This is a genomic window from Pseudomonas sp. FW300-N1A1, from assembly GCF_058789115.1.
In genome coordinates, this window is record NZ_JBYTBK010000017.1 from 1 (window position 1) to 25888 (window position 25888).

At 59.9% G+C, this 25888-nt stretch carries 23 protein-coding genes and 1 pseudogene; 8 read left to right on the forward strand and 16 right to left on the reverse strand.

Going from position 1 to position 25888, the window contains the following annotated elements; translation table 11 throughout:
• Positions 1–216 (forward strand): annotated as a pseudogene (locus AC3WQN_RS13715) (formaldehyde dehydrogenase, glutathione-independent); the annotation flags it as partial.
• A gap of 87 nt (positions 217–303) precedes the next feature.
• Here AC3WQN_RS13715 and AC3WQN_RS13720 read toward each other — a convergent pair.
• The 3 genes from AC3WQN_RS13720 to AC3WQN_RS13730 all read right to left on the reverse strand — a co-directional run bounded on the left by AC3WQN_RS13720 (position 304) and on the right by AC3WQN_RS13730 (position 2773).
• Positions 304–1386, reverse strand: coding sequence for an RHS repeat-associated core domain-containing protein (locus tag AC3WQN_RS13720; protein WP_256587305.1), 1083 nt, complete (start codon positions 1384–1386; stop codon positions 304–306).
• A 161-nt stretch (positions 1387–1547) separates the two neighbouring features.
• Positions 1548–2222 (reverse strand): anti-sigma factor, encoded by a 675-nt coding sequence (locus tag AC3WQN_RS13725; protein WP_103400697.1) that lies wholly within the window; start codon positions 2220–2222, stop codon positions 1548–1550.
• A complete protein-coding gene (locus AC3WQN_RS13730; RefSeq protein ID WP_103400696.1) occupies positions 2219–2773 on the reverse strand; it encodes an RNA polymerase sigma factor in 555 nt (184 codons plus the stop codon). The genes AC3WQN_RS13725 and AC3WQN_RS13730 overlap by 4 nt, the downstream gene beginning before the upstream one ends.
• Before the next feature lie 229 nt (positions 2774–3002).
• Here AC3WQN_RS13730 and AC3WQN_RS13735 point away from each other — a divergent pair, with 229 nt between their 5' ends.
• Positions 3003–3551 carry a DUF2780 domain-containing protein gene (locus tag AC3WQN_RS13735; RefSeq protein WP_103400695.1) on the forward strand — a complete coding sequence of 183 codons (549 nt, stop codon included), beginning with the start codon at positions 3003–3005 and terminating at the stop codon, positions 3549–3551.
• A 1-nt stretch (position 3552) separates the two neighbouring features.
• Here the strand turns inward: AC3WQN_RS13735 and yihG are convergent, their stop codons facing one another.
• The gene (gene yihG, locus AC3WQN_RS13740; protein ID WP_103400694.1) at positions 3553–4440 is read right to left on the reverse strand and encodes a 1-acylglycerol-3-phosphate O-acyltransferase, YihG family; all 888 of its coding nucleotides are present in this window, start codon (positions 4438–4440) and stop codon (positions 3553–3555) included.
• A 221-nt stretch (positions 4441–4661) separates the two neighbouring features.
• Between yihG and rloA2 the strand changes: the two genes are divergently transcribed.
• Positions 4662–5168 carry a retropepsin-like aspartic peptidase RloA2 gene (rloA2, locus tag AC3WQN_RS13745; RefSeq protein WP_103400693.1) on the forward strand — a complete coding sequence of 169 codons (507 nt, stop codon included), beginning with the start codon at positions 4662–4664 and terminating at the stop codon, positions 5166–5168.
• Between the two features lie 244 nt (positions 5169–5412).
• Here rloA2 and AC3WQN_RS13750 read toward each other — a convergent pair whose 3' ends face one another.
• Positions 5413–6387 carry an RHS repeat-associated core domain-containing protein gene (locus tag AC3WQN_RS13750; protein WP_103400692.1) on the reverse strand — a complete coding sequence of 325 codons (975 nt, stop codon included), beginning with the start codon at positions 6385–6387 and terminating at the stop codon, positions 5413–5415.
• A 179-nt stretch (positions 6388–6566) separates the two neighbouring features.
• On the opposite strand from AC3WQN_RS13750, the gene creB reads away from it, so the two are divergent.
• From creB to creD, 3 genes are all read left to right on the forward strand, one after another.
• Entirely contained in the window at positions 6567–7247 is a 681-nt protein-coding gene (gene creB, locus AC3WQN_RS13755) for a two-component system response regulator CreB (RefSeq protein WP_103400691.1), read from the forward strand.
• Positions 7247–8665, forward strand: a complete 1419-nt coding sequence (gene creC, locus AC3WQN_RS13760) for a two-component system sensor histidine kinase CreC (RefSeq protein ID WP_103400690.1) — start codon at positions 7247–7249, stop codon at positions 8663–8665. The genes creB and creC overlap by 1 nt, the downstream gene beginning before the upstream one ends.
• Before the next feature lie 115 nt (positions 8666–8780).
• The gene (creD, locus tag AC3WQN_RS13765; RefSeq protein WP_103400689.1) at positions 8781–10133 is read left to right on the forward strand and encodes a cell envelope integrity protein CreD; all 1353 of its coding nucleotides are present in this window, start codon (positions 8781–8783) and stop codon (positions 10131–10133) included.
• Positions 10134–10187: 54 nt separating this feature from the next.
• Here creD and AC3WQN_RS13770 read toward each other — a convergent pair whose 3' ends face one another.
• The 10 genes from AC3WQN_RS13770 to AC3WQN_RS13815 all read right to left on the reverse strand — a co-directional run bounded on the left by AC3WQN_RS13770 (position 10188) and on the right by AC3WQN_RS13815 (position 21624).
• Positions 10188–11249 carry an RHS repeat-associated core domain-containing protein gene (locus AC3WQN_RS13770; protein WP_103400688.1) on the reverse strand — a complete coding sequence of 354 codons (1062 nt, stop codon included), beginning with the start codon at positions 11247–11249 and terminating at the stop codon, positions 10188–10190.
• 37 nt (positions 11250–11286) lie between these two features.
• Complete coding sequence (locus tag AC3WQN_RS13775) at positions 11287–12303, reverse strand: RHS repeat-associated core domain-containing protein (RefSeq protein ID WP_103400687.1); 1017 nt, start codon at positions 12301–12303, stop codon at positions 11287–11289.
• A gap of 103 nt (positions 12304–12406) precedes the next feature.
• Positions 12407–13036, reverse strand: a complete 630-nt coding sequence (locus AC3WQN_RS13780; protein ID WP_103400686.1) for a glutathione S-transferase — start codon at positions 13034–13036, stop codon at positions 12407–12409.
• Between the two features lie 193 nt (positions 13037–13229).
• Entirely contained in the window at positions 13230–13409 is a 180-nt protein-coding gene (locus AC3WQN_RS13785) for a hypothetical protein (RefSeq protein WP_103400685.1), read from the reverse strand.
• Positions 13406–14536 (reverse strand): PepSY-associated TM helix domain-containing protein, encoded by a 1131-nt coding sequence (locus AC3WQN_RS13790; RefSeq protein ID WP_103400684.1) that lies wholly within the window; start codon positions 14534–14536, stop codon positions 13406–13408. Before AC3WQN_RS13790 ends, AC3WQN_RS13785 begins: the two co-directional genes overlap by 4 nt.
• A gap of 57 nt (positions 14537–14593) precedes the next feature.
• Entirely contained in the window at positions 14594–17008 is a 2415-nt protein-coding gene (locus AC3WQN_RS13795) for a TonB-dependent siderophore receptor (protein ID WP_103400683.1), read from the reverse strand.
• A 298-nt stretch (positions 17009–17306) separates the two neighbouring features.
• Positions 17307–18287, reverse strand: coding sequence for a FecR domain-containing protein (locus tag AC3WQN_RS13800; protein ID WP_103400682.1), 981 nt, complete (start codon positions 18285–18287; stop codon positions 17307–17309).
• A complete protein-coding gene (locus AC3WQN_RS13805; RefSeq protein ID WP_095081354.1) occupies positions 18284–18802 on the reverse strand; it encodes an RNA polymerase sigma factor in 519 nt (172 codons plus the stop codon). The genes AC3WQN_RS13800 and AC3WQN_RS13805 overlap by 4 nt, the downstream gene beginning before the upstream one ends.
• 177 nt (positions 18803–18979) lie before the next feature.
• Entirely contained in the window at positions 18980–19687 is a 708-nt protein-coding gene (locus tag AC3WQN_RS13810; protein WP_103400681.1) for a 3'-5' exonuclease, read from the reverse strand.
• The gene (locus tag AC3WQN_RS13815; RefSeq protein WP_103400680.1) at positions 19684–21624 is read right to left on the reverse strand and encodes a DUF294 nucleotidyltransferase-like domain-containing protein; all 1941 of its coding nucleotides are present in this window, start codon (positions 21622–21624) and stop codon (positions 19684–19686) included. The genes AC3WQN_RS13810 and AC3WQN_RS13815 overlap by 4 nt, the downstream gene beginning before the upstream one ends.
• Positions 21625–21874: 250 nt before the next feature.
• Here AC3WQN_RS13815 and AC3WQN_RS13820 point away from each other — a divergent pair, with 250 nt between their 5' ends.
• Entirely contained in the window at positions 21875–22321 is a 447-nt protein-coding gene (locus AC3WQN_RS13820; RefSeq protein ID WP_103400679.1) for a response regulator, read from the forward strand.
• 99 nt (positions 22322–22420) lie between these two features.
• Here the strand turns inward: AC3WQN_RS13820 and AC3WQN_RS13825 are convergent, their stop codons facing one another.
• The gene (locus AC3WQN_RS13825) at positions 22421–24598 is read right to left on the reverse strand and encodes a malate synthase G (protein ID WP_103400678.1); all 2178 of its coding nucleotides are present in this window, start codon (positions 24596–24598) and stop codon (positions 22421–22423) included.
• 610 nt (positions 24599–25208) lie between these two features.
• On the opposite strand from AC3WQN_RS13825, the gene AC3WQN_RS13830 reads away from it, so the two are divergent.
• Entirely contained in the window at positions 25209–25727 is a 519-nt protein-coding gene (locus AC3WQN_RS13830; protein WP_103400677.1) for a glycine cleavage system transcriptional repressor, read from the forward strand.
• The last annotated feature ends 161 nt before the right edge of the window (positions 25728–25888 follow it).

A 25888-nucleotide genomic window follows, 5' to 3' on the forward strand; every position in this document is an offset into this window, starting at 1 on the left:
GCCAAATCCCACAGCTTCCACACCGGCCAGACCCCGGTCATGAAGTACAACCGCCAGTTGATGCAGGCGATCATGTGGGACCGCATTCATATTGCCGACATCGTGGGCGTCGAGGTGATCAGTCTGGATGACGCGCCACGTGGCTATGGCGAATTCGATGCGGGTGTGCCGAAGAAGTTTGTGATTGATCCGCATAAGTTGTTTAGTGCGGTGTAAGGCTTCACGCGAACAAAAACGGCAACCTTGGGGTCGCCGTTTTTTATAGTGTAATCGCAGGGACATATTCGACTGATTTGGATCATGCTACCCGAGCCGAATATTGTTGATTACGGCGCTGATATTCTTAATCTCACGAGCTTGCGGTGAGGTTAGCAAGTCTAAAATCTTATTTTCTTTCGATAGCTTCATGTCGAGTTCGTAAATTGAACGACTGACAAGGTCGTGAGCGTCAATGGGTTGCAGCGTTTCATAAATATTATCGTGCGAGTAATCTGGTTCGGGGTAGCTCCATTCTGTTTTAGACTTGACTCCTCTAGGGAGAGGAGCGCGAGGCCCAAGTTTTGCTGTGGGGTCGATGAAAGAGCTCTTCCTGCTGCTTAGCGAAGGCGCATAGCTTGACGAAGCGGATGAGACACGTGGACTATCGGGTGAGGTAGAACGCCGATAGGAGAATTGCCCAGTATTCGGATAGTCCAAGCTGTTTATCCTTGATGAGAGTTGGAGTGGCTGCGAAATGAGATCGCTTGTGAAATCTTTCTTCACGACCGAAATCGCACGATCGACACGAGCCATTCGTGATGAAAAAACTCTGCCTGCTTCTGCTATCGGGTTCAGGAGTTTCTGCATTGGAATGCTGAAGTGCCCGGTTGGATCAGTCCGGTTCGCTGGGTTCTCCATGCAATATCCATACGCATTCAACCCCCCTTCCCCAAACGGACTCCAACTGTCCGGGCTGTTGAACCTCATCAACACCGGGTTAAACGCCCGATAACCATTGCCCAACAAATAATGCCCCGTCACCGGGTCTGGCCGTTCGCCGTTGAAGCCGAGCAGGCTGAGCAGGCCGTTCTCCGGGGTGCGATAACCGTAAGGTGTGTAGGCGAGGTGATGGGGGCGGGTGGCGTCGAGGATGGCCAGCACCGAGCGTTGCTGATCAGTGGCGAGCAAGCGAGTTTCCTGCGTGCCGTTCTGGCGTTGTTGCTGCGCCAGCAGTTGGTCTTCGTGCTGCATGATCGAACGCTGTAACACGCCTTGAATTTCGGTCGCCAGGCGGTCCTTGAGGTAGAAGCGTTGGCTGCTGGGCTGTGCCGTTGGGGTGCAATCGACCAGGCGATCCTTGGCGTCGTAGTGGTAGCGGCAGAGCAGGGTTTGGCGGTGGGGCTGCATGGGCGGGGCTCCCTGAAGGACGCGGTAATTCAGGGTTTTACTGTGGCCCAAGCGAGCGGGGTTGTGTACTAGCAGAACTGTTAGGGTCGGCGGCGGGAGGTGACGCAGAGCGTCACGGGCGGTATTCCCACGCGGAGCATGGGAATGATCAATTTTGTGCCTTACAACCCCGCCAACGCCCCTTGATACAACACCGGCCCGGTCGGTTGCCCGGTGGGTGAGCCACCCTCTGGCTCCAGGCTGACCGCCAGTGCAATCGGTGTACCCAGCAGGGCCTGTTGTTCATCGCTCAATTCAACCCGGCCTTGGCCATCCATCGGGATCATGCCCATTGAGAGGGGGTTGCCATCGGCCGGGATCGCCCACAGTTCCAGGCTGCGCCCGGGGGCGATGGCAGGGAGGGTCAGGGGATCGACCTGCAGGTAGTCGTCATGGGCCTGGATGCGCAGGGCCGGTTGGGCGCTGGCGTCGAGCAAGGTGGCGCTGTAGCGGGCGTTGTCGCGGTGGTAAAGCAGGCTCAGGGTCAGCGCCACCAACAGCGAGCAGACCGCCGCCGTGATGCGTAACCCGTTCCAGAACGGGCGTTTGGCCGGTACGTGCAGGTGTTGAGGTTCGATGCGCGCGTTGATGGTGGCCCACACCCGGTCCGGCACCGGGACGGCCACCAGGGGTTCATTGAGCAGGGCCAGGCTTGCTTGCCACTTGGCCACCTCGTTGCGCAGCTCGGCGTCGTCCAGCAACCACTGTTCGAAACGCCGGCGCGCGGGCACCGACATCAGACCAATGGCGTAGTCGGCGGCCAGCGCTCGGCGCAGGCGGCGATTGTGAATGTTCATGATTCCAGGCACCTGCGCAGGCGTTCCATGCCACGGCGAACCGAGGACTTGACCGAACCCGGGGACGCGGTCAGGTGCTCGGCCAGTTCCCGGCAGTTCAACCCCTGAAAGTAGGCCGCACTGATCGACTGGCGCTGTTTGTCATCCAGGGTCTCCAGGCTGCGGTTCAGCGCATGGGTTTCGCGGTCGCTACTGAAAGACTCCTGGGTTGAAGGCGCATTGTCGGCCAGTGCCTGTTCCTCCTGATCGGTCAGGCGCCGGTCGCGGTGTTTGCGTAGCTGGTCGATGGCCTGGTGGCGGGTGATGTTGATCATCCAGGCCATCGGCGCCGACACCTGCGCCTGATAACGCGAAGCGTTGTTCCAGATGCGCACGAAGCTTTCCTGCAGCACGTCTTCGGCCAACGCCTTGTTACCCATGAAGTGCAGGGCCACGCCATGCAGACGCGGTGCGGCGCTGCGATACAGAGTCTCGAACGCACGGCGGTCACCGAGTGAGCATTGCGCCAGGAGTTGGCTGAGGGAATCGGCGTTGGCGGTGGAAATGGTCATTCTCCAGGCGAAAGCGGTGCGCGGGCGGGTAATGGGCACAGTGCTCACAGGCTAGTTCAGCCTGGGCGGTCGTGCCATTCATCGGCTGCTGGTGCGGGTGCCACGGCCCTTATGCATCTCAGCGCTGAAAATGGATGGGTGAACGCGGAACAATCCCGGGCCGGTTTCAGTCAAAATGGCGGTTCGTCGCCCATGAAGGGCACCTTTGAGAGTTCAGGAGTTGGTTTCGATGAAGATTTCACGCGGTTTTGCTTTGGCTTCGCTCATGACTCTGGCGGCCAACCCGGTCTTCGCCGGTTTCAGCCTGAACGATGTAGCGGGTGCAGTATCGGGCATGCAAGGTGGCGACAAGGCTGCAGCCACGGCGCCGACCTCGCAGGCCGTCGGTTTGCTGAGCGCCTTGAGCGCGCTGAATGTGACGCCGGAACAAGCGATTGGCGGCACCAGTGCGATGCTGGGCCTGGCGAAGAACCAGCTCAGCACCACTGACTATTCGGAGCTGGCCAAGAGCGTGCCGGGGATCGAAAAGCTGGCGGGTGGCGGTGAGCTGGGCGCCCTGGCGGGCTTGCTGGGTTCGTCCGGCAAAACGGCCGGCCTGGACAATGCCCTGGGCACGGTCAAGGACTCCAACGATCTGAACACCGCCTTCAGCGCACTGGGCATGGACAGTGGCATGGTCGGCCAGTTTGCCCCAATCCTGCTGCAGTTCCTGGGCCAACAGGGTGTGGCCGGTACGTTGCTGCAGAGCCTGGGCGGTATCTGGGGCGCCGGTAGCTGATTCAGCGACGCTCGGCGCGCAAGGCGTCGATGCGTGCTTCTTTCTCGGTCCAGAGCTGGTTGACCCAGTTCTGGATTTCTTCCCGAAACGCCGGATCGTTTTCGTAGTCACCCTGCCACAGTGCCGGGTCCAGCTCGCGGGTCTTGATGTCGATGATCACCCGTGGCACCGCGCCGCTGATCAAATCCCAGAACCCCGGAATCTTCGCCTGTGGATACACCACGGTCACGTCGAGGATGGCGTCCAGCTGTTCGCCCATTGCCGCCAATACAAACGCCACGCCACCGGCCTTGGGCTTGAGCAGGTACTTGAAGGGGGATTGCTGGGCGCTACGTTTGGCCAAGGTGAAGCGCGTGCCTTCCAGGTAGTTGACCACGGTCACCGGCTGACGCTTGAACAGCTCGCAGGCGGCTTTGGTGATCTCCAGGTCCTTGCCTTGCAGCTCCGGGTGTCTGGCCAGGAAGGCTTTGCTGTAGCGCTTCATGAATGGGTAATCCAGTGCCCACCAGGCTAGGCCCAGGAACGGCACCCAGATCAGCTCCTTTTTCAGGAAGAACTTGAAGAACGGTGTGCGCCGATTGAGGGTCTGGATCAGTGCCGGGATATCGACCCAGGACTGGTGATTGCTGACCACCAGGTAGGAGGTGTCGACCCGCAGGCCTTCGCCCCCGCGAATGTCCCATTGGGTGGGGATGCACAGGGCAAAAATCAGCTTGTCGATTTCGGCCCAGGTCTCGGCGATCCACATCACCGCCGCGCTGGCATAGTCGCGATAACGCCCCGACAGGAGCAGTTTGAACAGGGCAAACACCAGCAACGGCCCGATCAGGACCAGGGTGTTGAGCAGCAGTAGCAGGGTGACGAAACAGCCGGTGAGCAGGCGGCGCATAAATGACTCTTGGCAATTTTTGGGCGCGCCATGATAAGCAGCTTCGACGCGCAGGCCAAATGTGGGGGCCGACGAATGTTTCACCTTTGTGCGGGTATGCTGCGCCGATGATCTGGTTTTAGCGGTGTTCTCGCTTGCCCGCGAAAGCGGTCTGAAGAGCGAACGAATTGCTGACTGACTGTCTAAAATTCCGCTGCCCACTCCTCAAGGAACCCCATCACGTGAAATCCGTCCTCGCACTGTTATCCCTCCTGGCCCTGCCAGTCATGGCCGCCGAGCCGACCTTGTATGGCCGCTACGAATACATCCAGCTGCCGGAAATCGGCGGTGAAGTGCTCAAGGCCAAGATGGACACCGGCGCACTGACCGCCTCGCTGTCGGCCAGGGACATCGAGACCTTCACCCGCGATGGCGAAGAGTGGGTACGCTTCCGCCTGGCGACCAAGGATGCGAGCAACAAGGTCTACGAGCACAAGGTGGCGCGGATCAGCAAGATCAAGACCCGCTCCGAAGAAGACGAGGATGACAATGAAGTGATCGAGCCCACCAAGCGTCCGGTGGTCGATCTGGAGCTGTGCCTGGGGGATGTCAAACGCACCGTCGAGGTCAACCTGACTGACCGCAGCAGCTTTAATTATCCGTTGCTGATCGGGGCCAAGGCGTTGCGTGAGTTTGGCGCGGCGGTGAATCCGGCGCGGCGGTTTACGGCGGATAAGCCGGATTGTTGATTTGGCTGGAGGTCCTGGTTGTGGGATTTCACGGATATCCGCGGATATAAAGGGCCAATCAGGTTGCTTGTTTACTGACTTTTGAGCACTCACCGATTTTACGCGAGGCCTTTTTGATCACTGCTTTCGGGCCTCGCGTTTTAGTTACCTTGTTTGTGTAAATACTGGATGCGCAATTTTGTAGGGTTTTGACGCGATATGCGAGAAATTGGGCTTGCGTAGTGTTTCGATACCTGATCATACCTCACAGGTCGCGGATTTGTTTCTTCGCTTGTTGCAAATCCCAATTCATACTACCTAGACTTATTTGACTTTTATATAGTATGTCTTTCATATCTTTTGGCCTGAATTTGCCTTCTCTTGTTCCTACTAAAATATCAAGATAGATATTTTCCGTTTCCTTTAGATTTTCAATGATCTCTTCCATATCTTTTATATTTCTTTGGGGAGGCGTGCGCTTAAAGATTTTGTCAGTTTTGGCTATGCGTCCTTCAATGGTTTTTTCAAGCAAAAATAATTCAGGAGTCTTATTGGCTTCGTTCGCTAACTTCATAATATTTTGATCGCCGCCCAGTGTGCCGGCAGTTTTATGGATGACATACTTGGTTGATTTTGATATCGGCGTCCGTGGTGTATGGTGTGTCTTAGCTGCTTTGCTGATAGTTTTAATAAAGTCCGCAACGTTAAAGTGGCCAGTAGGATCTATCCCATTCCGTGGATCCCCATCGCAATACGCATACGCATTCAATCCGCCTTTCCCAAACGGACTCCAACTGTCCGGACTGTTAAACCGCATCAACACCGGATTGAACTGCCGATACCCATTCCCCAAATGATAGTGCCCGGTCAGCGGGTCCGGCCGTTCGCCATTGAACCCGAGCAGGCTGAGCATTCCGTTTTCCGCCGGGCGATGACCGTAGGGGCTGTAGGCGAGAAGATGAAATCCGGTTAACCCGCATGCACCCAACACCGATCGTTGCTGATCCGTCGCCAACAAGGCGGTATCGACTTTACCGTCCTGCTGCCGCTGCTGTGCCAGCAACTGATCGTCATGCTGGAAAACGCTGGTCCGTAGCGTGCCCTGGATCTCAGTCGCCAAGCGACTTTTGCAGTAGAAGCGCTGGAGGGTGGGCAGCGTGCGGAGAGTGCAATCGGTCTGACGATCCAGCGGGTCATAGCTGTACCGACTCAGTACGGTGGCGCGGTGGGAAACAGGCATTGGCTGATCTCCGTGCAAGTTCCGAATGACAGGATGACCAGCATCCGGTTTTTTTCAGCCTTTGCCTACTATCAGAACTGCTAGGTACTACAGACCTCGCCGCTGATTACCCGTGTCGGATTGACGACGACTGCGCCTTGGGGCACCGTTCGTCCATTCAATTGCCGGGCCTGGATGCCATGCCTCATATCCTGATTGTCGAAGACGAAGCGGCGATTGCCGATACCCTGGTGTATGCGTTGCAAGGCGAGGGGTTCACCACCACGTGGTTGAGCCTGGGGGCTGCCGCGCTTGAGCATCAACGGGTGACACCGGCCGACCTGGTTATTCTGGACATCGGCTTGCCGGACATCAGCGGCTTTGAAACCTGCAAGCAGTTGCGGCGTTTCAGCGAGGTGCCGGTGATGTTTCTCAGTGCCCGCGATGGAGAGATCGACCGGGTGGTGGGGTTGGAGATCGGCGCTGACGATTACGTGGTCAAGCCATTCAGCCCGCGTGAGGTGACGGCGCGGGTGCGGGCGATTCTCAAGCGCGTGGCGCCGCGTCCGGGGATCGAGTCCACCAGTGCGTTGTTTCAGGTCGACGGCGAGCGGGTGGTGATCAGCTATCGTGGTCAGCCATTGAGCCTGACCCGGCATGAGTTCCGATTGCTCCAGTGTTTGCTGGAACAACCCGAACGGGTGTTCAGCCGCGAGCAATTGCTCGATGCGCTCGGGGTGGCCGCCGATGCCGGGTACGAGCGCAGCATCGACAGCCACATCAAAAGCGTACGTGCCAAGTTGCGCCTGGTGGCGGCCAACGCCGAGCCGATCCAGACTCACCGTGGCCTCGGTTACAGCTACAGCCCAGGGCACAGCTGATGCCATTGGGAATCCGGATCTTCCTGGTCTATGTGCTGTTCGTCGGCCTGACCGGTTACTTCGTGCTCAGCACCGTGATGGAAGAGATTCGCCCCGGCGTGCGCCAGTCCACCGAAGAAACCCTGGTGGACACCGCCAACCTGATGGCCGAGATCCTGCGCGACGACTTCAAGGCCGGCACCCTCAATCAGAACCGCTGGCCCGAGTTGCTCAAGGCCTATGGCGAGCGGCAACCGGCGGCGAGCATCTGGGGCTTGCCGAAGAACCAGGTCAATCACCGTATCTACGTCACCGACGCCAAGGGCATCGTGGTGCTGGACTCCAGCGGCACGGCGCTGGGCCAGGACTATTCACGCTGGAACGATGTCTACCTGACCCTGCGCGGTCAATACGGTGCGCGCTCGACCCGCAGCATCGCCGACGACCCCGGCTCATCGGTGATGCACGTCGGTGCGCCGATTCGCGACAACGGCCAGATCATCGGCGTAGTCACCGTGGCCAAGCCCAACAGTTCCTTGCAGCCCTACGTCGACCGCACCGAGCGTCGCTTGCTGTGGTACGGCGCCGGGTTGATCGGCCTGGGCTTGCTGTTCGGCGCGGCGCTGTCGTGGTGGTTGAGCAGGGCGTTGCGGCGTTTGACCGGCTACGCCCAGGCCATCAGCGAAGGCCGGCGGGCCCAGTTGCCGCACTATCGCGGTGGTGAACTGGAACAGTTGGCCACGGCCGTGGAGCACATGCGCACGCAACTGGAGGGCAAGGCCTACGTCGAGCGTTATGTGCATACCCTGACCCACGAATTGAAGAGCCCGCTGGCGGCGATTCGCGGCGCCGCCGAGTTGCTGCAGGGAGAAATGCCGGCGGCGCAGCAACAGCGTTTTGTTAGCAACATCGACAGCGAAAGCGCGCGGATGCAGCAGTTGATCGAGCGCTTGTTGAACCTGGCCCAAGTTGAGCAGCGCCAGGGTCTGGAGGCGCGTGTGCCGGTACCGCTGGCGGCACTGGTGGAGGAACTGCTCTGCGCCCAGCAGGCGCGAATCGAGCGTAAGCAATTGCGGGTCGACCTACAGATTCCAGCGGATTTGAACGTGATGGGCGAGCCGTTTTTACTGCGTCAGGCGTTGGCCAACTTGTTGGAAAACGCCTTGGACTTCAGCCCGGTCGAGGGCGTGTTGCGCTTTAGTGCAGAGCGGCACGGCGATCAGCTTGCGTTCAAGGTGTTCAACCAGGCCGAGCCGATTCCCGAATACGCCTTGCCTCGATTGAGCGAGCGTTTCTACTCACTGCCGCGCCCGGACAGTGGACGTAAAAGCACCGGGCTGGGGCTTAACTTTGTCGAAGAGGTGGTGAAGTTGCATGGCGGGGGCATGCACATCGGCAATGTGCCGGGCGGCGTGGAAGTCACACTGCAGCTTCCCTGACCCCCTGCGTGTGGCTCATTGAGGCGAGTGTTCTCCACACAGTCTCCACATGGCCTCCATAAAACCCCCACACTCGTCACCCAGACTCTCCCTCATTCGAACAGGGAGAGACCCCATGAACCGCAGCCTGGCCTTGAAACTCGGGGCGATTGCCCTATTGATTCTGTTATTGCTGATTCCGTTATTGATGATCAGCGGCATGATTGACGACCGCCAGCAACTGCGCGACGGCGTCCTCGAAGACATCGCCCGCAGCTCCAGTTACAGCCAGCAACTGAGCGGACCGGTGATGGTGGTGCCGTACCGCAAGGTGGTGCGTACCTGGAAACGCAACGAAAAAACCAACGCGCGTTATCAGGAAACCAGCCTGGAGCGCGGGCGCCTGTATTTCCTGCCGGAGCGTTTCGAACTTGGGGGGCAGGTGCAAACCGAACTGCGTGCCCGTGGCATCTACGAGGCGCGGTTGTTCCATGCGGATAACCGCATCAGCGGGCACTTTTCGATCCCGGAGCGCCTGGGGATCGAGGAAGACTTTGCCGACTACACGTTTGATTCGCCCTATCTGGCCGTGGGCATCAGTGATATCCGCGGCATCGAAAACGCGCTGCAACTGGAACTCGATGGCCAGCGCCTGGACTTTGTACCGGGCACCCAAGAGGAATGGCTGGGGGAGGGGGTGCATGTCACGCTGGCACCACTGGACGTTCGCAAAGCCAATGAACTGACCTTCGCGTTCGACCTGCGCTTGCAGGGCACCGGCCAGTTGCAGATCACCCCGGTGGGCAGGACCAGCAACGTGACGGTGTCCGCCAACTGGCCCCACCCCAGCTTTATCGGCAACTACCTGCCGGCCCAACGAGCGATCAGCGCTGAAGGCTTCACGGCCAACTGGCAGACCTCGTTCTTCTCCACCAACCTGGAAGAAGCACTGAGCAACTGTGTTGCCCGCGACAGTTGCGAAGAGTTCAAAAGCCGCAGCTTCGGCGTGAGCTTCATCGACCCGGTGGACCAGTACCTCAAGAGCGAGCGGGCAATCAAATACGCCCTGCTGTTCATCGTGCTGACCTTCGCCGGCTTCTTCCTCTTCGAAGTGCTGAAAAGCCTGGCGGTGCACCCGGTGCAATACGCCCTGGTCGGCGTGGCGCTGGCGTTCTTCTACTTGTTGCTGTTGTCGCTGTCCGAGCACATCGGGTTTGCCCTGGCGTACCTGTTGTCGGCCAGCGCTTGTGTGTTGCTGATCGGGTTTTATGTCTGCCACGTATTGCGCAGTGCGGTGCATGGCTTGAGTTTTTCGGCGGGATTGGCGGCGTTGTATGGGCTGCTTTACGGATTGTTGAGTGCCGAGGATTACGCGCTGTTGATGGGCTCGTTGCTGTTGTTCGGGTTGCTGGGCGTATTCATGGTGCTGACGCGCAGATTGGATTGGTATGGGATTGGGCGAGGCAAGGTGGAGGTGGCGTGTGAGTAGGTCGTTGGGATTGAGGGAGGATCAGCGTTGGGGTACAGAGCTGGCTAAACACCTTTATGAACTTCTTATTCTGGAGACAACGGTCAACCAGTCGTCTGCATTGAAACTGTCACTAAAACGACTCGGTCCGGCTGTGCGAAGTCTCAGTATATTTGAGATAACGCGCTCTAGCTCTAGTTGATTGTCGCGTCGGTCTAGTTTCCAGTTTCTTAGTTCGCTCTCGCTTAAGTGTTGGGTGTAACCATTTTCCGATTTTAGTATTTCTTCACTTATGTTTCTATTTTTTAAGGTTTTTCTGATCTGTCGGTCTGATTTGTACAGGAATTGTTCTGGGTCTTCTCCCACCTTGAAGTCCTCCAGCTGAGTGATTTTTTTGGGTCGGGGAATTGCCCTGGCGATAATGGCGTCGGGAGAGTTTTTATTTGCGTTGGCCAATATTTTCAAGTGCTCCTCTCCACCGAAACGGTTCACTGTTTTTTGTACTGAATTTAAAAGCTGTGCTTTTCCTAAGTCTGGACTTTTTGTAAGTAAATAGCTGTTTGAGAAGATCTCATCAAAAAGCATTGCCTTTACTAAAACGTGACCGGATGGGTCTTTCTTACTAATCGGGTTTCCTGCGCAATACGCATAGGCATTCAACCCACCCTCGCCAAACGGACTCCAACTGTCCGGGCTGTTAAACCGCATCAACACCGGGTTGAACTGCCGATAACCATTACCCAAATGATAATGCCCGGTCACCGGATCCGGCCGTTCGCCGTTGAAGCCGAGCAGGCTGAGCAGGCCGCTTTCTGCCGTGCGATGGCCGTAAGGGGTATAGGCGAGGGGATGGGGGCGGGTCGTGTCGAGTGCGTTCAGTACCGAGCGCTGCTGATCGGTCGCCAGGAGTGTGGTGTCGAGCTTGCTATTCTGGTGCCGCTGTTGCGCCAACAGCTGATCATCGTGCTGGAACAGACTGGTCCGGACGGCGCCCTGCACTTCAGTGGCCAAGCGGCTTTTGCAGTAAAAGCGCTGGATGACGGCCGGCTGCAATAGCGTGAGGGTGCAACCGGCCTGGCGATCCAGCGGGTCGTAGTGGTAGCGGCACAGAGTGGTTTCGCGAGGGGAAGTGAGCATCAACAGCGCTCCAAATAGGCCGGTGTGGTGAGTTGGATTATTTACTGGCGAAACGCCGAATAATCTCATTTTCCATTGCAATAGATATCTTGAGTTCTCGTGGAAATGCTCCAAGTTTAATTGAGTCGAGTAGCTCGTGATGTGAATTTATAAGCTCTTCATTAGGTGCGGTTGATATGTATTCTTTATATGATTGCTCTGCGCTTGGCGTGGTTGATTTAGGTGTTTGGGTTGGTGGCGCCTGATGGTGTGTGCTTTTGATGCTCTGGTGTTGTTTTTCAAGTCTAAAATTTAGCATATTCTCCTCGGGGCTTAGTTGGTTAGCTATGTTGTTTAGATAAGCTTCGGTGCCAGTGTTATTGGCCTGATTGAGTGAGGCTGTGGAATTTGATGTTCCAGCAGTTGAACTGTTGGATCTGAGTGCGGCTGCTGCACGCAGCTCTTTCCCTGAAACTCTCAGGCCAAAGAGATTTGCAGTACCCTTCCCAAAGCTTCTAATAGCTTTAAAAGGGTTAAAGTGCCCCGTTGGATCACTCCCAAGCACCGGCTCTCCATCACAGTACGCATAGGCATTCAACCCACCCTGACCAAACGGACTCCAACTGTCCGGGCTGTTAAACCGCATCAACACCGGATTGAACTGCCGATAGCCATTACCCAAATGATAATGCCCGGTTACCGGGTCCGACCGTTCGCCGTTGAAACCGAGCAGGCTGAGCAGGCCGTTTTCTGCCGGGCGATGGCCGTAGGGGGTATAAGCGAGGGGATGGGGGCGGATCGTGTCGAGCGCGCTCAATACCGAGCGCTGCTGATCGGTCGTCAGGAGTGTGGTATCGACTTTGTCGTTCTGGTGCCGTTGTTGCGCCAACAGCTGATCATCGTGCTGGAACAGACTGGTCTGGACTGCGCCGTGGATTTCAGTGGCCAAGCGGCTTTTGCAGTAAAAGCGCTGGAGGGTGGCCGGCTGCACTAGTGTGAGGGTGCAACCGGCCTGGCGGTCCAGCGGGTCGTAGTGGTAGCGACACAACTCGGTCAGGCGAGATGAGGAGGGCATCGACTGGGCTCCGTGCAGGGTCCAAAAAGCTGGACCTTCAGCATCGGAGTTTTTTCAGGTGTTGCCTACTAGCAGAACTGCTAGGTACTGGGTCTTGCCGGCTTCACACCTTCGGCACAGTCGCCAGCATCGACGGCCGCTGGCTGACTTGCGCGTACCAGGCGCTGAGTTGCGGATGGGCGTCACGCCATTCCAGATCCGGGTGGCGCAGGTCCAGGTAGCCCAGGGCGCAGGCGACGCTGATGGCGGCGATGTCGAAATGGCTGGTCAGTTCGGCGATGGCGTCGGCTTCCAGCACCGCGAGGGCGCGGCGGATTTTGTCGCGTTGGGCGTCGAGCCACTGGTCCCAGTGTTTTTCCGGGGCGCGCAGGGCCAGTTCGTAACGGATCGTCACCGAGGCGTCCATGATGCCGTCGGCCAGTGCAGCCAGGGTCAGGCGCCGCCAGCGGGCGCTGCCTTCACGAGGGATCAGCGGGTTGCCGACGTGTTGCTGGTCAAGGTAGTCGAGGATCACCCGGCTGTCGTACAGCACATTGCCGTCGGCCAGGCGCAGCGCCGGGATCTTGCCCAGCGGGTTGTCCTGGTTCAATGCGGCGTCGGGGCTGACCGGGCTGAGCTGGCTGTGTTGCAGGGCCGCGCGGTCCAGTTGACCGGTTTCGTGCAACAGCACCATCACTTTGCGCACGTAGGGCGAGGCAGGGTTGTGGAACAGGGTCATGCTGGGGGCGGACATGGGCATTCCTCGGCGATCATCGGGGAGCAGAGGCTTAGCCTAGTAAGTTCCGGCGTGGCTGGCGAGGGGGTTGATGGCGCCTGTGAAATCGCCTTAGCGGGCAAGCCCGCTCCCACAGGGCTAGCGGTTGTTTATCTATTTTGTTTTCAGCCAAGGTCAGCTATGGGAGCGGGCCGTTCAAACACAGTAGATTTCAACTCCTACGCAACAACCCCCGCAGTCCCAAAACGGCCGGCACGCCCAAGCCGATCCAGCTCAAGCCGTCCCAGATGTCATCACCCAGCAGCGCTGAGAACAACCCCGCCGCGCTGAGCAGGGCGATGACGGTTGGCGTGGCGAAGACTTTCCAGAAGTTCGACTGCCTCGGTCTCATGCCGCGACCTCCGCTTCAACGGCCACCGGTTTTGCCGCTTTGCGCCGCACCAGCCACAGGTACAGGCCACTGATGAGGACAATGATGGTCAGTACGTCCAGCACGGCCCAGAGGATCTTCATCGGCATGCCGCCGTAGTCACCGAAGTGCAGGGGTGAAGACATGCCCATGGCGTCCATGTACCACGGCCGTTCACCGATGGCGGTGACTTGCAGGGTGCTGGCATCGATCAATACCGGGGTCAGCAGGTGCGAGGTCAGGTGGGTGCTGCCTTTCAGGAACACCGCATAGTGATGCTCGCTGGAGAAACGCGTGCCGGGGAAGGCGATGAAGTCGGGTTGCATGTCCGGCGCCGCTGCTTTGGCAATGTCGATCAGGCGGCTGGCCGGTGCCAGTTGGGTCAGCGGCGGGGCGCCGCGATAGGGTTCGATCATTGCGCCAAGGCTGTCGTTGCGCCAGGCGGCGATGATCAGGTCGGTGCAGGCGCTGATGACGCCGGTGACGCCCACCACCAGCGCCCAGGTCAGGGTCACGACGCCAATCAGGTTGTGCAGGTCGAGCCAACGCAAGCGGGTGGATTTGTCCTGGCGCACGGTGCCGAACTCCAGGCGGCGCATGAACGGCAGGTACAGCACCGTCCCCGAGACAATCGCCATCACGAACAGAATGCCCATGAACGCCAGCAGCAACTTGCCCGGCAGCCCGGCGAACATGTCCACGTGCAGGCGCAGCATGACCATCATCAGCCCGCCGTTGGCCGACGGCATTTCCACGGCTTCGCCGGTGCGGGCGTCGAGCATGAAGGTGTGGGACGAATTGGGTTCAGTGCCAGCGGTCCTGGCCATGATGGCGACCACGCCGTTGGGGTCCTCCTCATCCCAGCCAAAGTACTGCATGACCTCTCCGGGGCGGTGGGCCTCGGCGGCACGTACCAGCTGCTGCAGGCCCAGGTGCGGGGTGTCGGCCGGCATCTGCTTGAGTTCGGGGGCATCGCCCAGCAGGTGATCGATCTCGTGATGGAAGATCAGCGGCAGGCCGGTCAGGGCCAGCATCAGCAGGAATGCGGTACAGATCAGGCTGGTCCAGGTGTGGATAAAGGACCAGCGGCGGATGGTTTTGCTTTTCATCGGTCATCCAAATGCCAAAAGGGCCGGACGGGCGGCCCTTCAATCACGGTGTGTGGCTTAGAACTTGTAGTTGACGCTGGCCACTACGTTGCGTTCGTCGCCGTAGTAGCACCAGTAGCCATCACAGTTGGCCAGGTAGTCCTTGTCGAACAGGTTCTTGGCTTCGACGGCGACTGTGACCCCTTTCAGGGTGTTATCCAGGCGGCCGAGGTCGTAATGCACCGAGGCGTCATAGATGGTGTAGGAGCTGACGTGGGCCACATCGGTGTTGGTGGTATTGCCATACGTGTCGCCGACGTAGCGTACCCCGCCACCGACGCCGAAACCGTCGAGCGCACCGGCGTGCCAGGTGTAGTCGGCCCACAGCGTGGCCTGGTTTTCCGGGATCAGTGCCATCCGGTTGCCGACTTCGGCTTCCAGGCCCTTGCGGATTTCGGTGTCGGTGTAGGTGTAGGAACCGATGAGCTTGAGGTTGTCGGTGACTTCTGAAGTGGCTTCCAGCTCAAGGCCGCGAACCTGCAGTTCGCCGACCTGGCGGGTGATGCTGCCTTCGGTCACGCTCACGTTTTCCTGGCGCAGGTCGTAGACCGCGGCGGTCAGCAGGGTCTTGCTGCCCACCGGCTGGAACTTGACCCCGAGTTCGTATTGGCGGCCTTCGGTCGGCTCGAACGACTCGGTGGCGGAGACGGCGGCGCCGATGCTCGGCTGGAACGACTCGGTGTAGGAGACGTAAGGGGTCACTCCATTGTCGAACACGTAGCTCAGGCCAATGTTGCTGGTGAAGGCCTTGTCGCGCTGGGTGTTGGTGACATTGTTGTTGTTATAGAAGGTGGTGCCGGTGTGGACCCAGTCTTCACGACCGCCGAGGGTCAGGCGCCAGTTATCCAGGGCCATCTGGTCCTGGATGTACACGCCGGTCTGCTGGGTCTTCTGGTTGTAGTCCTGCATGGCGAAGTAGGTGACGTTGGACATGTCGCCGCCGTAGATCGGGTTGTTGACGTTGATCGGTGGCACACCCATGCCATACAGCCACTGGTAGTTGGTGTTGGAGCGCTGGTGGTCCAGGCCCAGCAGCAGGGTGTGACCGATGGCGCCGGTGCTGAAGTCGGCCTGGAAGTTGTTGTCGACCGCGAACTGGCTGATGTCCTCGTTGACGATGCCCGACTCGCGGTTGACGTTGCCTTCCTCGTCGACGGTGTTCATGGTGGCGACGTTCACCGCCTGGAACTCCAGGTCGCTCTTGGTGTAGCGCAGGTTCTGGCGGAATTGCCAGACGTCGTTCATGCGGTGTTCAAGGGCATAGCCCAGGGCGTAATAGGTGCGGTCGTAGAAATCCCAGTCCGGCTCGCCGAGGTTCTTGTGATGGGAAATATCCCCGGCCGGCGAGCCGAGCTTGGTGCCCTGCAGCGGCAGGAACTGGCCGGTGATGCCGGTATCGTCGCGGGTGTACTGGGACAGGAAAGTCAGGCTGGTGTCGTCATTGATGTTCCAGGTCAGGCTCGGCGCGATGTTGTAGCGCTTGTCCGGGATATGGTCGATCGGCGAGTTGCTGTCGCGCACGACGCCGCTGACGCGGTAGAGAAACTGGCCTTCGTCATCGACCTTGCCGGTGCTGTCGAAGTTGATCTGTTTGTGTTCGTTACTGCCGGTCTGGGCTTCGATCTGGTGGGCGCTTTCGGCCTGTGGACGACGGCTGACCATGTCGAGCATGCCGCCTGGCGGGGTTTGACCGTAGACCGAAGAGGCCGGGCCGCGCAGCACGGTGATGCGCTCCAGGTTCCAGGGTTCGATTTTCGGGTTGGCGAACGAGCCCTTGGGCAGCGGCAGGCCGTCGAGGAACTGGCTCGGGTCGAAGCCACGCACGCGCAGCCAGTCGGCACGGGAGTCGGAGCCGTAGCCGCTGCTCTGTACGCCGGCGGTGTAACGCAGGGCGTCATTGAGGTTGAGCACCTGGCGATCATCCAGTTGCTCGCGGGTGATCACGCTCATCGAGCGGGGGACTTCGACGATGGCGGTATCGGTCTTGGTCCCGGCTGCGGTGCGAGTGGCCACGAAACCGGCGGCCGGCCCCCAGGCGCTTTCGCTGTCTCCGACACCAATCACAGCGGTTTCCGGCAGGGCCAGCACGCCCTCGGGCACGGCCACCAGGCTGTAGGTCCCGGCGCTGCTTTGTTCCAGTTGCAGGCCGGTGCCACGCAGGGCCTGGTTCAGGGCGCCGGTGGCGTCGAACTGGCCGTTGACCGGCGACGAGGTCTTACCGGCAGCCAGCGACGGGTTCAGGCTCAGGGCCAGGCCGGCCTGGCTGGCGATCTGGTTCAGGGTGCTGGCCAATGGCGCGGCTGGCAGGTTGTAGGCGCGAACGCTGGACACCTGTTCGGCGGCGACCAGCACAGTGCTGGTCAACGGCACGCAGAAGGCAATCGCCATGGCCAACAGGCCGGGGCGCAACAAGGTGTCTAGCGAACGGGGCATACGGCGGCTCCTGAATGGAAATATTTCTCAATTGCCTATGTGCCGGACGAGATTGGAAAAGTGATAGGGCTGGATGAAAATAATTTCGATTCACGTAATGCCGCGCTGCACATCAAGGGTTAAGGCTTGCACCCTGTGGCGAGGGAGCTTGCTCCCGCTGGGCCGCTCAGCGGCCCCTGCGCAGGTCACCCTGGCCCGCCAGATAAGCGCAGAGCCGGTTTACGGTCGCTTCGCAACCGAGCGGGAGCAAGCTCCCTCGCCACAAGGAGGAAATTGGCCACAGTGAATGGGGATTGGCTTACGGTTGGGTATCGGCCTTTGCCACCACCGTCACCCACCACGCGGTGTGCTGCTCGATCTGTACCGGCAGGGTTGGCAGCAGGGCGGTCAATGCCAGGTCGGTGTTGTGCAGCGGGAAGCTGCCGGTGATGCGCAGGTCGGCGACCTCCGGGGCGACGCCGAGGTGGCCCGGACGGTAGCGGCCGAGTTCGCGCACCAGGTCTTCCAGGCGCGCGTTGTCGACCACCAGCATGCCCCGGGTCCAGGCGTCAGCCCCGGTGTTGAGTGCCGTCAGCGGGCCCAGGCCATCGCGGTGCATCAGCACTTGCTGGCCTTCCTGGAGGATTTTCTCCTCGGTGCTGGCGTCCGCTCGTGCCGCCACCGCGGATTTCAGCACGCTCAAGCGCGTGCCTTCCTCCTCGCGCTTGACCAGGAACCGCGTGCCGAGCGCGCGCATTTGCCCATCGCGGGTTTCGACGATGAACGGACGTGCGTCGTTATGGCCGGTTTCGATGAGGATCTCGCCGTCCTGCAGGACGATTCGTCGCTGTTGCTCATCGAAACGCACGTCCAGCGCACTGTGGGTGTTGAGGTTGATCACCGTGCCATCGGCCAGGTGCAGGGTGCGCTGCTCGCCCGTGGCGGTGCGCTGGTCGGCCAGCCAATAGCCGATGGGCAGGTAGCGTTCGCCGGCAAACAGGCTCAGGCCAATCACCAGCATCACGCTGGCCACGCCGCTGCCTAGATTGCGTACCCGGCGTCGAATGCTGTCCCGCGACTGCATCAGGGCAGCGCGGGCCGGACCGTTGGCGACGCTGAAGCGTTGATCGAGCATGCCCAGTTGCTGCCAGGCGCGGGCGTGCTCTTCATCGGCCGCATGCCATCTGGCGAACGCTTCGCGCTCCATCGGACTGCCGTTACCGGCGTCGAGGGACAGTTGCCAGGCAATGGCAGCGTCGAGTACCCGCGCCGAGACCGGCCTTGAGTTGACCGGGTTCATACCGGCTCGCCGTACAGCGCCACATAGCACTGGCGAATGCCCTGGGCCAGGTATTGCCGGACCCGTGGAACAGACACCCCCAGGCGTTCGGCGATGTCGGCATGGCCAAGCCCGTCGAGGCGGTTATAGAGGAAGGCGGCGCGGGCTTTGCTCGAGAGCTTGCCGAGCAGGTGGTCGATGGCCTTGAGGTCGTCGAGGATCAGTTGCTGTTCTTCCACCGAGGGTTGTTCGGCTTCGGGAATCAGCATCAATTCGGTGAGGTAGGCCTGTTCCAGCGCTGCACGGCGGAAATGGTCGAACAACAGGCCTTTGGCGATGGCCACCAGAAACGCCCGGGGTTCACGGGGTTCCTTGAGCTCTTCACGACCGAGCAGGCGGACAAAGGTGTCCTGGCTCAGGTCTTCGGCCTTCGACGGACAAGCGACATTGCGCCGTAGCCAGGCCAATAGCCAGCCACGATGGTCGCGATACAACGCACCAACGAGCTCACTGTGAGGGCTTTGGACTGACGACAAGGGGCTTCACCGAATAAACGTTTAAACTAACGAGAATTATTCGCGATTGTGTCAGAGGCCAAGGCCCGGCGCAATTGGCGTTGGTCGGGTAACGCTCGGTGAGCGTGCATGTTCCGTGGCGAGGGCGCTTGCTCGCGCTGGGGTGCAAAGCGTCCCCAATGTGCGATCGGGGTTCACCTAAAAGGATTGGCGCTGCTGCCGGCGTTTCCACTGGCTCAAGCGCTGTTGCAGATTCAGCGGGCTGTGAATCTGCTGGGCCCGTGCCCGGCTGAACAGGATCAACGCCAGTTCGGCGGTGGCCATGGCATCGGCGCTGGCGTTGTGGCGCTCGAAAACTTGCAGCTTGAACCAGTCGATCCAGTCATCCAGCCCGGCTTCGCGGATGTGCGCTTGCGGACAGAGCAGGGGGGCCATGTCGGCCACATCCAGGAACGGATGCTGCAAGCGGTAGCCCAGGCTGTCCTTCAGGGCGCGGCCGAGCATGTGTTGATCGAACGGTGCGTGGAACGCCAGCAGCGGGCTGTCGCCGACGAACGCCATGAAATCCAGCAAGGCCTCCTGCGGGTCGCAGCCCGCGGCAATCGCACTCGGCCCCAGGCCATGCAACAACACACTGGGCCCGAGCTTGTGGTCGTTGCGCTGCAAGGTGCGTTCGAACTGTTGGCTGAAATCGATCGCGCCGTCCTCGATGACCACCGCACCGATCGACAGCACTACATCCTTGTTCAGGTTCAATCCGGTGGTTTCCAGGTCGACCACTACCCAGCGTTGCTCGCGCAGGCTGCAGTCGCGCAGTGTCGGGGCGTCGGGCAACTGGTCCAGTTGTCGTTGCTGTTCGGCGGTCAGCGTCGGGCCGGCAGGGCGCAGCCAGGAGAACAGGCTCATAGCTGGTACCTCAGGCTCAGGCTGCTTTGCAGGCGCTGGGCCTGGCGCAGGGATTCACGCAGGATGCGCCGGTCCAGGTGATTCAGGCTGTCCGGATCGACCCGGTTGGAATAGGGCAGGTTCTCGCGGGTCTGTCGTTGATGCTGCTGCATGCGGGTTTGCTGGATGAAGTGGTAGGCCTCCTCATAGGCGGCGCCGTCCAGCGGATCGATGACTTCCTTGGCCACCAGTTGGCGGAAGCGTTCCTGGGTATTGCTGGTTTCAATCCCGTTCGCCAGGGCCAGCAGGCGGGCGCCGTCGACAAAGGGGGTCAGGCCCTGAACCTTGAGGTCGAGGGTGGCTTTTTCGCCGTTCTTCTTCGCCAGCACGAACTCGCGCAAACGTCCCACCGGCGGACGCTGGCGCAAGGCGTTCTCGGCCATCATGCGCTGAAACAACCGGTTGTCGGCGACCTGGTCGAGAATCCCGCGGCGCAATTGCTCGCAGCTGTGTTCGTTGCCCCAGACCACGCGCAGGTCGAAGTAGATGCTCGAGCCCAGCAGGTTTTCCGGTGTCGCTTCGCGAATGAACGCCGCGAAACGCCGCGCCCACTCGGCACGGGACAAGCACAGCTCGGGGTTGCCGGCCATGATATTGCCCTTGCACAGGGTAAAGCCGCACAGGGCCAGGCTCTGGTTGACCTGCTGGGCGATGGGTAGCAGCTTGCCGCGGATCTCGGCGGCGTGGGCCGCGTCGCGGGCTTCGAACAGCAGGCCGTTGTCCTGATCGGTGTGCAGGGTCTGCTCGCGGCGGCCTTCGCTGCCGAAACACAGCCAACTGAACGGGATGCCGGGGTCGCCCTTTTCGGCCAGCGTCAGTTCGATGACCCGGCACACGGTGTGATCGTTGAACAGGGTGATGATCTGGGTGATTTGGCTCGAGGACGCACCGTGGGCAAGCATGCGCTCGACCAGTTGGCCAATTTCACCGCGCATGGCCACCAGGTGCTCTACCCGTGGCGCATTGCGAATGGTGCGCGCCAGATGCACGAGGTCCACGCGTTGCAGGGAAAACAGGTCACGCTCGGACACCACGCCACACAGCCGTTGATCCTTGACCAGGCAAACGTGGGCGATATGCCGCTCGGTCATGGCGATGGCGGCGTCAAAGGCGCTGTGGTCCGGTGTCAGGTAGAACGGCGCGTGGGTCATGTGCTGTTCAATGGGGTGGTCAAAATCACGGATACCGTCGGCCACCACATGACGCAAATCGCGCAAGGTGAAGATTCCCAGTGGGGTTTTCTGCTCATCGACCACCACGATGCTGCCGACCTGTTGCTCGTGCATGAGTGTCACGGCGACCCGCAGCGGGGTGGTCGGGCCGCAGGTCACCGGGTGACGCATGGCCAGTTCGCCGAGGCGAGTGTTGAGTGAGTACTGGGTGCCGAGGGTTTCCACGGCTTTTTGCTGGACTTGTTGGTTGACCTGGTCCAGCAGGCTGCTGACGCCGCGCAGGGCGAAGTCACGGAAGGTGCCGGACAGGGCGAACAGTTTGATGAAGGCCGGTTTGTTCAGTTGCAGGCAGAAAGTGTCTTCGGCGGCCAGGTGTTCAGTGCGGGTTGCGCGTTCACCGAGCAGTGCGGCAAGGGGGAAACACTCGCCGGCGGTGATCTCGAAGGTGGTTTCGGTGCCGCCCTTGGCCGTGTGCGGGCGCTCGCCCACCACGCGTCCTTGCTTGACGATGTAAAAGTGCTCGATAGGGCCATCGGCAGGCTTGATAATGCTGTCACCCGGGCCGTAGAAGCGCAGTTGGCATTGCTCCACCAGGTAGGCCAGGTGCGCGTATTCCATCTGATTGAACGGCGGGAACCGTTGCAGGAACTGTAAGGTGCCCTGGATGTTCTGCAACACTGCCGTCTTCCCGGCTTCAGTGAAGGCGTCCGTTTTACTCATGAGCATGACCGCAGACTTTTTCGATTTGTTGTTGTCGGAGTGTCAGCCATGGTCGGCCCCCGCGCGTCGAGTGCCCATTGGACGTAAGTCTAGGGGGTGACGCACGAGGCGTTGTTGTGTAAATACCCTAAGCTATAAGTGCGTAAACCGTGTGCTAGTGGCGTGGGAAGCTACCCGACGAAGCGCACATTCGAGCTCTGCTTAGCGATGTCCGACCATGGTGCTAGGGGAATGATCTGATTATGTAGAGAGACTTATGTCCGACCACGATATTTTGAGCGATGCCGAGCGTGAAGTACTGAGTTCCATCATGCTTGAGCCGAGTTTGCCCTCAGCGCCGGTACTGATTGTCGATGATGACAAGGATGCGCGCGAACTGCTTGCGGAAATTTTTACTCGGGGCGGCATTCGCTGTATGACCGCGGGCAGTGGTGAAGCGGCGCTTGAACTGTTGCAGACGACCCCCTCGATCGGTCTGATGATTACCGACTTGCGAATGGGGAAAATCGATGGTCTGGAGCTGATTCGACGGGTTCGCGAGTCGGTAGCGGTGGCTTTGCCGGTCATCATCGTTTCCGGTGACGCGGATGTGAAGGACGCGATTGCCGCCATGCATTTGAGTGTGGTGGACTTTCTGCTCAAGCCGATCGACGCCAAACAGTTGTTGGCGGTTGTCCGGCGTGAGTTGGGTGTGGAGTCTTAGTGTGAGACTTGTGGCCGATGATTAGCGCAGCGCGGTCCGCAAACGAAAAAGCCCTGATCTGTCGATCAGGGCTTTTTCATGTCCGGCGCGGGTGCTTACTCAAAGGTCGTTGGCGGCCTTGAACTCGCGGCGGCGACGGTGCAGGACCGGCTCGGTGTAGCCGTTTGGCTGTTTAGTCCCTTCGATCACCAGTTCGACGGCCGCCTGGAAGGCGATGTTGCTGCCGAAGTCCGGTGCCAGCGGGCGATACAGCGGGTCGCTGGCGTTCTGGCGGTCAACCACCGGCGCCATGCGCTTGAGGCTTTCCATGACCTGGTCCTGAGTCACGACGCCATGGCGCAGCCAGTTGGCGATGTGCTGGCTGGAAATACGCAGCGTCGCACGGTCTTCCATCAGGCCGACGTCATTGATGTCCGGCACTTTCGAGCACCCTACACCCTGGTCGATCCAGCGCACCACGTAACCGAGAATGCCCTGGGCGTTGTTGTCCAGTTCGTTCTTGATCTGTTCGGCGGTCCACTGCGGGTTCACCGCCAGCGGGATAGTCAGGATGTCGTCCACCGAGGCGCGAGCGCGCTTGGCCAGTTCGGCCTGACGGGCGAACACGTCAACCTTGTGGTAATGCAGCGCGTGCAGCGCGGCCGCGGTCGGCGATGGCACCCAGGCGGTGTTGGCTCCGGCCAGTGGGTGAGCGACTTTCTGCTCGAGCATGGCGGCCATCAGGTCAGGCATAGCCCACATGCCTTTACCGATTTGCGCGCGACCTTGCAGGCCGGTGCTCAGGCCGATATCGACGTTCCAGTTCTCATAGGCGCCGATCCATTTCTCAGCCTTCATGTCGGCCTTGCGCACCATCGGGCCGGCTTCCATGGAGGTGTGGATTTCATCGCCCGTGCGGTCGAGGAAGCCGGTGTTGATGAACACTACACGCTCGCTCGCCGCCTTGATGCAGGCCTTGAGGTTGATCGTGGTACGACGCTCCTCGTCCATGATCCCGACTTTGAGAGTGTTGCGTGGCAGGCCCAACACGTCTTCGATGCGACCGAACAGCTCGTTGGTGAACGCCGCTTCTTCCGGGCCATGCATCTTCGGCTTCACGATATAGATGGAGCCGGTACGGGTGTTTTTGCGTGTGGTATTACCGTTCAGGTTGTGCATCGCTGCCAGGCAAGTGACCAGACCATCGAGGATGCCTTCCGGCACTTCGTTGCCGTCTTTGTCGAGAATCGCGTCGATGGTCATCAGGTGACCGACGTTGCGCACGAACAACAACGAGCGACCGTGCAGGGTCACTTCATCGCCGTTGACGGTGGTATAGCTGCGGTCAGGGTTCATGGTGCGGGTAAAGGTCTGGCCACCCTTGGCGACTTCTTCCGACAGGTCGCCCTTCATCAGGCCCAGCCAGTTGCGGTAGATCACGACCTTGTCATCCGCATCGACGGCGGCGACGGAGTCTTCGCAGTCCATGATGGTGGTTAGCGCGGCTTCCATCAGGATGTCTTTGACGCCGGCGGCATCGGTCTGGCCGACCGGGGTGCTGGCGTCGATCTGGATTTCGAAATGCAGGCCGTTGTTTTTCAGCAGGATCGCGATCGGAGCTGCCGCATCACCCTGGAAGCCGATCAGTTGCGCGTCATTGCGCAGGCCGCTGTTGCTGCCGCCCTTAAGGGAGACCACCAGCTTGCCGTCAACAATCTTGTAGCCGGTGGAATCGACGTGGGAGCCGGCCGCCAATGGCGCCGCTTCGTCGAGGAAGGCACGGGCGAACGCGATGACCTTGTCGCCGCGAACCTTGTTGTAGCCTTTGCCTTTTTCCGCGCCGTCGGCCTCGCTGATGGCATCGGTGCCGTAGAGCGCGTCATACAGCGAGCCCCAGCGGGCGTTCGAAGCATTGAGGGCGAAGCGGGCGTTCATCACCGGCACCACCAGTTGCGGGCCGGCCATGCGGGCAATTTCGTCATCGACGTTTTGCGTCGTGGCCTGGAAATCGGCTGCTTCTGGCAGCAGATAACCGATGTCTTGCAGGAAGGCTTTGTAGGCATGCGCGTCATGCGCAACACCCGCACGAGACTGGTGCCAGGAATCGATACGCGCCTGGAAGTCATCGCGTTTGGCGAGTAGGGCTTTGTTCTTCGGGGCCAGGTCGTGAATGACCTTGTCGGCACCGGCCCAGAACTTATCGGCGGTGAGGCCGGTACCGGGAATGGCTTCGTTGTTCACGAAGTCGAACAGGACTTTGGCGACCTGCAGGCCACCGACTTGAACGTGTTCAGTCATTGCTTGCCTCACTCTGCTCAGCTATTTCGCTTTTCAGCTCTTCAAATTAACAATGAAGCCTCTGGCCATTTAAACCACAAACCCATCTACCAGTACATGCCATTGCGGGCGGCTGGGTTGGGACCAATCAACGGCTTGAGGCCTTGCTGACAGGGCTTTCAGGGTTGCGAACGTGCCTGCGGCGGACATCGATCCAGCGTTATGTAGTGCGCGCTGCGGCATACTACATGATGAATTGCGGTTGTGAAAATTAGACTAATTACGTCGTTCTGCGACCCCGTGACGCATTGCAGTCACGTCGGGGAACTGGATGTTCTCAAAAAACTATCGGATTGTTCCAGATAAATCTAAAAACTTGTACACATAATATTCTGCGTGCTGCTATGGAGCATTACTTTTGTGGCGAGGGAGCTTGCTCCCGCTGGGGCGCGGAGCGGCCCCGAATTTCCCCGCAAATACTGTACCGGCCCGTCTGGCGACTGCTTCGCTCGAGCGCGGACCGGCCGAACGGGAGCAAGCTCCCTCGCCACAAAGGCAGTGCTGCGCTGAATGTTGACCCTTGCCTATACTTGGTCTTCCAGAACAAAAGTCATGACAAGAGGGCTGAGCCATGGACCACCTCGTACTTACCGTTTTCGCTCCAGACAAGCCCGGCCAGGTCGAGCGCATCGCCCAGTGCATCGCCGAGCATGGCGGCAACTGGCTGGAGAGTCGCATGTCGCGGATGGCCGGGCAGTTTGCCGGGATCCTGCGGGTGGGCGTGCCAGCCGAGGCCTATGACGAGTTGGTGGACGCCCTGCAAGGGTTGTCAGCACAAGGGATCCGGGTGCTGATTGCCGAGAGCAGTATCGAACAGTCCTGCACCTGGAAGCCGATCGCCATGGAGCTGGTGGGCAATGACCGGCCGGGGATCGTGCGTGATATCACCCGCTTGCTCAGTGAGCAGGGGGTCAATCTGGAACGCCTGGTCACCGAAGTGCGGCCGGCACCGATGAGCAGTGAACCGTTGTTTCACGCCGAAGCGATCCTTGCGGTGCCGTTGACCCTGTCCCTGGACGTGCTGCAGTCGCGGCTGGAAACCCTCGCCGATGACCTGATGGTGGAGTTGGTATTGCGCAGCGAAACGTAACGCGTCGAAGTTATTCAGGTAAAACCTGCACCCGCCTGTGGATAACCTGTAGAGATCGCCCGCTGGCCCAGGCGGGCCGCGGCTCTTCGGTAATTGCTCAAAAAAGCAGCAGTTCCAAGGGCTTGTGCACAAACGGCGGGGATCACGTTGTGGATAACCTT